The following is a 7248-nucleotide window of genomic DNA, read 5'->3' as shown; positions in this document are numbered from 1 at the left end:
ATCTTTGCCGTTCAAGACGAGGTGACGGCCAAGCAGCGCTTCCACGATCTTGGCCGTCACCTCGTCTTGAACGGCAAAGATATCCTCCAGGCCGCGATCGAAGCGTTCCGCCCACAGATGATCGCCACTCATCGCGTCGACCAGCTGTGCGTTGATGCGCACGCGCCCCGCGGCGCGTCTTGCACTGCCTTCCAACAGGTAGCGCACGCCAAGATCCCCGGCGATCTCGCGCACGTCCATCGCTTTTCCCTTGTAGGCAAAGGTCGAGTTGCGGGCGATGACGAACAGGCCGGAGATTCTGGACAGGTCGGTGATCAGGTCTTCCGTCAACCCATCCACGAAGGGATCCTGCTCGGGATCGTTGCTGAAATTGACGAAGGGCAGCACGGCTATCGACGGTTTGTCGGGCAGCGGCAAGGGTTTTCGCCTGGCCTCGCCCAGCTGTTCGACGGCCCCAGTGAAACGGTAGCCGACGCGCGGAACGGTGGATATCCATTCGCCGTTGTCGCCGACGGGGCCAAGCAGCTTGCGCAGCTGCGCGATCTGGATGGTGAGATTGCCTTCCTCGACGGCCGTGCCCGGCCACGCGGCGTCCATCAGTTCGGCTTTTCCGAGGATTTCGCCGGGCCGCCCGACGAGTGCCGCAAGCAGGCTCAGCCCGCGATAGCCGACGGCAACGGGGACATCGTTCCGAAGCAGCGTTCCCGCATGCGGATCAAGCACGAACGGACCAAAGGCAAAACGCGATCCCTGCATAGGCGCATCTATAGGGCCGCTCTAGCTCGTTTGGAAGTTTTGGGAACTATTTGGGAGGGCTTAATTACGGCGCCGTCCGTATCGCGCAGAATTCAACCTCATCGAGAGCCCTAGGCCCTCAAACCATATGGAGGTTGCCATGACCAATACCCTCACTTGTGCAGCGCGGCCGGGAACGCCCGTGCGGCCGGCATCGCGCCGGCTCCTAAAGACCCTGCGAAGCATCATCGCGAGCTGGCACGATCGGACCTGGCGCGAGCGGATACGCTTTCGCTGGCAGCTCAGGCAAATGTCGAAGGACAATCCGCATCTGATCGACGATATCGGCCTGACGATACAGCAGGTCGAGGGAGAGATCGCCAAGTCCTTCTGGGAACGATAGAGCGAAATGCCGCAAATCGCGTCGACCGTCAGCGCACCGCCTCGCGAGGGGCGCCGGCCAGGCGGGTGGCGATCAGCTTGTCGATGCGGCGGCCGTCGAGATCGACCACCTCGAAGCGCCAGCCCTGCGCGTCGACGCATTCGCCAGTCGCCGGCAGATGGTGCATATGCGACAGCACATAGCCGGCGACGGTTTCGTAATCGCGGTTTTCCGGCAGGTCGATGCCGAGAATGTCGGCCATCTCGTCGGCCTGCATGTAGCCGGCGAGCAGCCACGAGCCGTCCTCGCGCTTGACCGCGTTTTCCTCGTCGCCGGCGTCGGTGTCGGCGCGGAACACGCCGGTGATGGCTTCCAGAATGTCGGCCGGGGTGACGATGCCTTCGAAATGGCCGTATTCGTCATGCACCAGCGCCATCGGCACGTCGGATTCCTTTAGCTTCTGCAGCACATCGAGCGCGTCGGCCTGGTCGTAGACGATGGGGGCTGCGCGCACATGCCTGCGCGGATCGAGCACGCGGCCGGCAAGCAGTGCGGCCAGCACATCACGCGTCTGGACGACGCCGACCATGACGTCGACGCCGCCGTCGCCTGCCGGCAGGCGCGAATGCTGGGTTTCCATGAGCAGCTTGCGGATGGCCGCCTCGTCGGATTGCAGATTGATCCAGTCGACTTCGGTGCGCGGCGTCATCACCGCGCGCACGGCGCGGTCGCCAAGCCGCATGACGCCGGCGATCATGCGCCGCTCGTCGGATTCGATGGTGCCGTGATGCTCGGCCTCGGCGACCAGCATCTTGATCTCCTCGTCGGTGACCTTTTCCTCGCTTTCGCCGCGCTGACCGAGCAGCCACAATATGGTGCGGCCGGAGAAGTCGAGCAGGAAGACCAGCGGCGCCGACACCGTGGCGAGGATGGTCATCGCCGGAGCGACCCTGGCGGCGACCCGCTCGGGATCACGCAACGCGATCTGCTTGGGCACCAGCTCGCCGACGATCAGCGAGAAATAGGTGATGATAGCAACGACGATGCCGACGCCTAGCGGGTCGGCGACAGTCTCGCGGATGCCGGTCGAAGCCAGGAACTGCGCCAGCCGTTCGCCGAGCGTGGCGCCGGAAAAGGCGCCGGAGAGGACGCCGACCAAGGTGATGCCGATCTGCACCGAGGACAGGAACTTGCCGGGATTTGAGCCAAGATCAAGGGCGCGGCCGGCGCCATTGGTGCCGCGGTCGATCATCGCTTTCAGCCTGGCCGGGCGCGACGAGACGATGGCGAGCTCGGACATCGACAAAAGGCCGTTCACGCAGATGAGGACGACCACGATAGCGATTTCGACGTATAACATGAGCGGTCAATAGCATTGTGGCGCGGTCTTCGAAAATAGTCCGGCGTGATTTTTGAGAAATGACCGGTATTTCGCTCACGCGGCATCCCAGGGCGGCGCCGAAAAATGTTCGACGAGGGCGTCGACGACAACCCGCACCTTTGGCGTGAGCGCGCGCGTCACCGGCCAGACGGCATGCACGACGATGTTCTCGACCAGGCATTCCGACAGCACCATTTCGAGATCGCCGCTTTTGAGGCTGTCGGCGGCCAGCCATGTCGGCAGGAAGGCGATGCCGCAGCCGGCGAGCGCCGCATCCAGCATCGGTTCGCCATGGCCGAGAACGAGCCGCGCCTTGGGCACGAAGGTTGCGAGATGGCCGTCGGAATGTCTGATCACCCAGGGGCGGACGATGCCCTCGCGACCGTAGCCAATGACGCTGTGATCGGCGAGATCCTCGACCGATTGCGGCCGGCCATGCCTGTCGAGATAGTCGGGAGCCGCGCATATGGCCGAGCGCTGAGCATAGAGGCGCCTGGCCGCAAGCGACAGGCTGTCGTCGAGTTCGCCCATGCGGATCGCCAGGTCGATACCCTCCTCGATCAGGTCGACGCGGCGGTCATTGAAGGAGACTTCCACCGTCAGGTCCGGAAATTTCCTCGAAATCTCGAACAGCACGGGAGCGACGCAGCGTCGGCCGAAGGCCAGCGGCACGTCGACCCGAAGCCGGCCAGACGGGACCTGCCGACGCGAGGCGAGCAGCGACTGTGCGGCTTCGATCTCGGCCAGGGCCCGGACGCAGGCTTCATAGTAGCTGATGCCTTCGCTGGTCGGACTGAGACTGCGGGTGGTGCGGTTCAACAAGCGAACGCCGAGCCTCTGCTCCAGCTGCGCGATCGATTTGCCGATCGCCGACTTCGTCCCATGCAGCCGCTCGCCGGCGCTAGTGAAGCTGCCGGCCTCCACCGCCTGCACAAACGCGACGGTGCCTTGCAGGTCGGCCGTTTCCATGGCGATTTCCTATTGTCGACTTTTAGTCCGCAATCAGTGTCAAATTATACCGCACGGAAGCACTATTTTCTATAATCGAAAGGCATAAATGTCTCGCCTGGCATCAATGCACGGAGCGCGAGACGACATGAGCACCCCAATCAACAGATCCTGGCAGATGAGCGGTTTTGGCCTGTCGAGGCTAAGCCAGGTGGAAGGCAAGGTGCCCGAGCCAGGGCCGCACGATTTGCTGGTCCGGACCAAGGCCGTATCGCTCAACTACAAGGACAAGATGATCGTGGACGGCGTGCTGATCCCCGACCTTGCCTTTCCCTTCGTGCCGACATCCGACGCGGTGGGCGAAGTGGTGTCCGTCGGCAGTGCCGTCAGCCGCTTTCAGGTCGGCCAGCGCGTGCTTGGCCAGGTGATCGCCGATTGGCCGGATGGCGACGCACCGCCGGTGCTGCATAAGCACACGCTGGGGTCGTCGCTGTCGGGTATGCTTTCCGATCATGTCATCTTCGGCGAGGACGCCGCGGTGCTGGCGCCGCTGTCGCTCGGCGACATCGAGGCCGCGACATTGCCGATCGCGGCGCTGACGGCCTGGTTCGCCATGGCCGAGGCGACCAAACCGGTGCCGGGTCAGACCATTCTGATCCAGGGCACCGGCGGCGTGTCGCTGTTTGCGCTGCAGTTCGCCACTGCGTTCGGCCTGCGCGCCATCGTCACCTCAAGCAGTGATGAAAAGCTTGAGCGGGCGAGAAAGCTTGGCGCCTGGCAAGGGATCAACTACCGCACGCAACCGGCCTGGGACGATGCCGCGCGTGAGCTGACGAACGGGCTGGGCGTGAACCACGTGCTGGAAATGGTCGGCGGCGACAATGCACGGCGATCGCTGAACGCGCTGGCCGCCGACGGCCGGCTGTCGATCATCGGCCTGCTGGGCGCGATGGAGCTCAGCTTTCCCATCCTGCCCTTCATGCGCAACCGCATCACCGTGCAGGGCCTGTCGATCGGCCATCGCCGTGCTTTCGAGCGCATGAATCAGGCGATCGAGGCGCTGGCGATCAAGCCGGTCATCGACAAGGTTTTTGGCTTCGATGAGGTGCCGCAGGCCTTGCAACATCTGGAGAAAGGGCCGTTCGGCAAGATCGTGATCACCACGACCTGACTTTTGCGATGTCATGGCAACTGCTTCAACACGCCGACAATTGCCTCGCCGTCCGTGAAATAGGGATCGCCGCCGCCATTGCGTCCCGCCTTGGTGGCGCCGACGCCCGATATGTCGCTGGTCGAGAGCAGCATGCCGGCAGTGGCCAGGTCGCGCATCAGGAAATCGCGCTCGGCGTCGATGTCGGGGCCGATATGGTGGGTGACGGCGCCGGTGTCGTGGCTGAAGCCGACGCCGCGATCGAAGCTGGCCGAGCCCAGCCACAGCGGCCGGCCATCGTCGCCGCTTGCATCGGTCTGCCAGAAGCGGACATGATGCCGTCGGTCGGCGCTGATGCCCTCCGGCTTTTCGAAGGCGAGATCCTGGGCACGGCCATCGAACAGCAGCCTGCTGACCGGCGCATCGGGATAGGGGTGGTCGAACAGCACGCTTTCACCGATCTCGATCGCGGTCTTCAGGGTGACGGCGTCGGCGGTGTCCCAGCCGGCAACGGCAAAGGCGTGGACCACCTCCTTCTGCGTGCCGACAAGGCCGACATTGATCGGGTCGCCCGGAATGCCTTGCGGCGTGTGCGTCAGCATCTCGAAGCGATGCGTGCGAAAACCTCGATCGCGGAACGTCCAGAATTCCGGTGCGGCGAAATAGGCGAGCGCCAGATACGCGGCCAACAAGGTCGCCGCCCAGATCATAATGCGTCGCCGAACGCTTCGTTGACCCATGAATGCCGCTCAAATGTTCCGGCATCACATTAGGCGTTGTCATGGCATTCAGGCAAAGGATACCCGGCACCGATCTAACGGCAGGCGCGATAACCGTTCTTGCGGTTCTTGATGTCGAAATGAAAATGGTTGCGGTGGTCGTAATTGTAGCCGGGGCCGAGCACGGTGGTGAAGTACTGGCAGCCGTCGGCGCGCACATTGTTGAGGAAGCCACGGGTGCGGAAGGCGAACAGGCCGGGCTTGCGCACATCGATGTCGTCGCCATTGTTGAGCTCGATGCTCATGACGTCGAGCGCATTGCCCTTGCCGTGTTCGGACAGGACGCCTTCGCCGGCAATCCGGCGGCAGGAATAGCTGGAGCCCTGGTGTATGGTCCTGACGCCGGAGAAATAACGCCAGCGGGCGGAGGGAACGAGTTCGTTCTTCGTCCAGCCGGCAAAGGTAGCTGCCATGTCGCAGGTCAGGGTTGCGGCGGGTTTCATCTGGATGTTGCCGATGGCCGAGACCTTGACCGGATAATCGATGCCGCACTGGCCTTCATGGATCGGCGCCAGGTCGGTGTAGGCGACATCGAGGCGCTTCAATTGCTGACGGCAGTCGGTTTCGCTGGCCGGCATCTGCTCGACGGGCGACATCGGCTCGTCCATGCGCGGATAAGCGGCCTGCGTCATGTACGGATTGGAAGGGACAAGCTTCTGCATGCCGGCATATTGCGGCACGGCAGCCGTCTGCGCGCCGACGTCGACGGCCGGCTGCAGCGACAGCACACTGCCGGTGTTGCAGGCGGAAAGCGCCGCCAGCGCCAGACCGGCGGTCAGCATTGCTGCATATTTTGACTGGCGCGCGGTGGCGAAAAACACGGCCCGAAATTTGCCGGCCATTGGCGGAATCCCGTTGATGGATATCCGGCATTTTAACGATCAAGGGTAAAGGAAAACTCAGCGTCCGCGTTCATGCCTGCGGCCGAATTGCGGCACGCGGCCTGGATCAGCCCTGATCACTGGCAGAACGTTCCGCCATGACGGCGCGGTTCGAGATCGAGATGGAAATGCAGGGAATGATCGGCGTCGGCGCCTGGGCCGAGCACCGTCTTGAAGGGTCCGCAGGCGGCCTTGCGAACATTGTTGAGGAATTTGGCGTCTTTCTCCGGCGGCGCCGGGCCGACCTCGATCTTCTTGCCGTCCGACAGCGTGAAGCTGGCGATGTCGAGCGCGTTGCCGAACGCGTGTTCCGACAGTTTTCGTGTGCCGTTGCGTGGCCGGCAGACAAAAGCCGATGCCTGGCCGATCGATTTCAGGTCCGCACCGAATTCGGCCTTTGCCGCCGGCTGGATGACATCGGCGGCAAAACGCGCCGTCGCCTCGGCCATCTTGCAGTTGAGCTCGGTGCCCGGGGCAATCGCGATCGACTTTCCAAGGGTCTTCAGCACGATGGGGTAGGGAATCGAACAGCCGATTTCGGGCTGGCTTTCCGCCTTGTACTCTTCGAATTCGACGCCGAGCGTCTTTAGCCGTTCGCGGCATGCGACTTCCTCGACCGGCATTTTTTCATCGGGCACGTCGGCCGAGCGCGGATCGGGCAGCATCTTCTTCTCGTCCGCGTCGGCCGGCTTTTGCGGTGGCTGCGGGGCGACGGTTGGCGGCTGGGCCTCGGGTTCTGCAATGTCAGGCTTTTGTGTCGGCGTTGGCGCGACGTCCGGCGGCTCCGGCTCGTTTTCCCCGGTTGATGGCTCCGGAGCCAATGGCTCGGGACGTGCCTGCTTTTCCTGGTGGGATTTTTCTTCCTTGAAACGGTCGGGCGCTTCCGCGGCCTTCGGCCCTACGCGCTTTTGCTCCTCGGTCTTTGCAGCTTCAGCCTTTGGTGCGTCCGCCGGGCGTGGTTCGGGCACCGGAATGCCGGGTTGGGTTATCGG

Annotated in this window: 8 protein-coding genes; 2 read left to right on the top strand and 6 right to left on the bottom strand. The window is 63.4% G+C overall.

Features of this window, described 5'->3' with window-relative positions:
- On the bottom strand, nt 1-756 hold a 756-nt coding region (locus EN994_RS11670), incomplete at its 3' end, for a winged helix-turn-helix domain-containing protein (RefSeq protein WP_206530398.1).
- Nucleotides 757-895: 139 nt separating this feature from the next.
- Here EN994_RS11670 and EN994_RS11665 point away from each other — a divergent pair.
- Nucleotides 896-1138 (top strand): hypothetical protein, encoded by a 243-nt coding sequence (locus EN994_RS11665; RefSeq protein ID WP_013530057.1) that lies wholly within the window; start codon nt 896-898, stop codon nt 1136-1138.
- 28 nt (nt 1139-1166) lie between these two features.
- On the opposite strand, the gene EN994_RS11660 is transcribed toward EN994_RS11665, so the two are convergent.
- Nucleotides 1167-2477 carry a hemolysin family protein gene (locus EN994_RS11660; RefSeq protein ID WP_024504164.1) on the bottom strand — a complete coding sequence of 437 codons (1311 nt, stop codon included), beginning with the start codon at nt 2475-2477 and terminating at the stop codon, nt 1167-1169.
- Nucleotides 2478-2552: 75 nt separating this feature from the next.
- Entirely contained in the window at nt 2553-3467 is a 915-nt protein-coding gene (locus tag EN994_RS11655; RefSeq protein ID WP_127307548.1) for a LysR family transcriptional regulator, read from the bottom strand.
- Nucleotides 3468-3594: 127 nt separating this feature from the next.
- On the opposite strand from EN994_RS11655, the gene EN994_RS11650 reads away from it, so the two are divergent.
- Nucleotides 3595-4617 (top strand): NAD(P)-dependent alcohol dehydrogenase, encoded by a 1023-nt coding sequence (locus EN994_RS11650; RefSeq protein WP_013530060.1) that lies wholly within the window; start codon nt 3595-3597, stop codon nt 4615-4617.
- Between the two features lie 11 nt (nt 4618-4628).
- Here EN994_RS11650 and EN994_RS11645 read toward each other — a convergent pair whose 3' ends face one another.
- The 3 genes from EN994_RS11645 to EN994_RS11635 form a co-directional block, all read right to left on the bottom strand.
- Nucleotides 4629-5336 carry an LssY C-terminal domain-containing protein gene (locus EN994_RS11645; RefSeq protein ID WP_063168816.1) on the bottom strand — a complete coding sequence of 236 codons (708 nt, stop codon included), beginning with the start codon at nt 5334-5336 and terminating at the stop codon, nt 4629-4631.
- Nucleotides 5337-5410: 74 nt separating this feature from the next.
- Complete coding sequence (locus EN994_RS11640; protein ID WP_027162117.1) at nt 5411-6217, bottom strand: extensin family protein; 807 nt, start codon at nt 6215-6217, stop codon at nt 5411-5413.
- A gap of 116 nt (nt 6218-6333) precedes the next feature.
- Nucleotides 6334-7245 (bottom strand): extensin family protein, encoded by a 912-nt coding sequence (locus tag EN994_RS11635; RefSeq protein WP_245466011.1) that lies wholly within the window; start codon nt 7243-7245, stop codon nt 6334-6336.
- Nucleotides 7246-7248: the final 3 nt, after the last annotated feature.

The organism is Mesorhizobium sp. M7A.F.Ca.CA.002.09.1.1, from assembly GCF_003998555.1.
Lineage (GTDB): Bacteria > Pseudomonadota > Alphaproteobacteria > Rhizobiales > Rhizobiaceae > Mesorhizobium > Mesorhizobium ciceri.
This window is presented reverse-complemented; position numbering and strand designations above follow the sequence as displayed.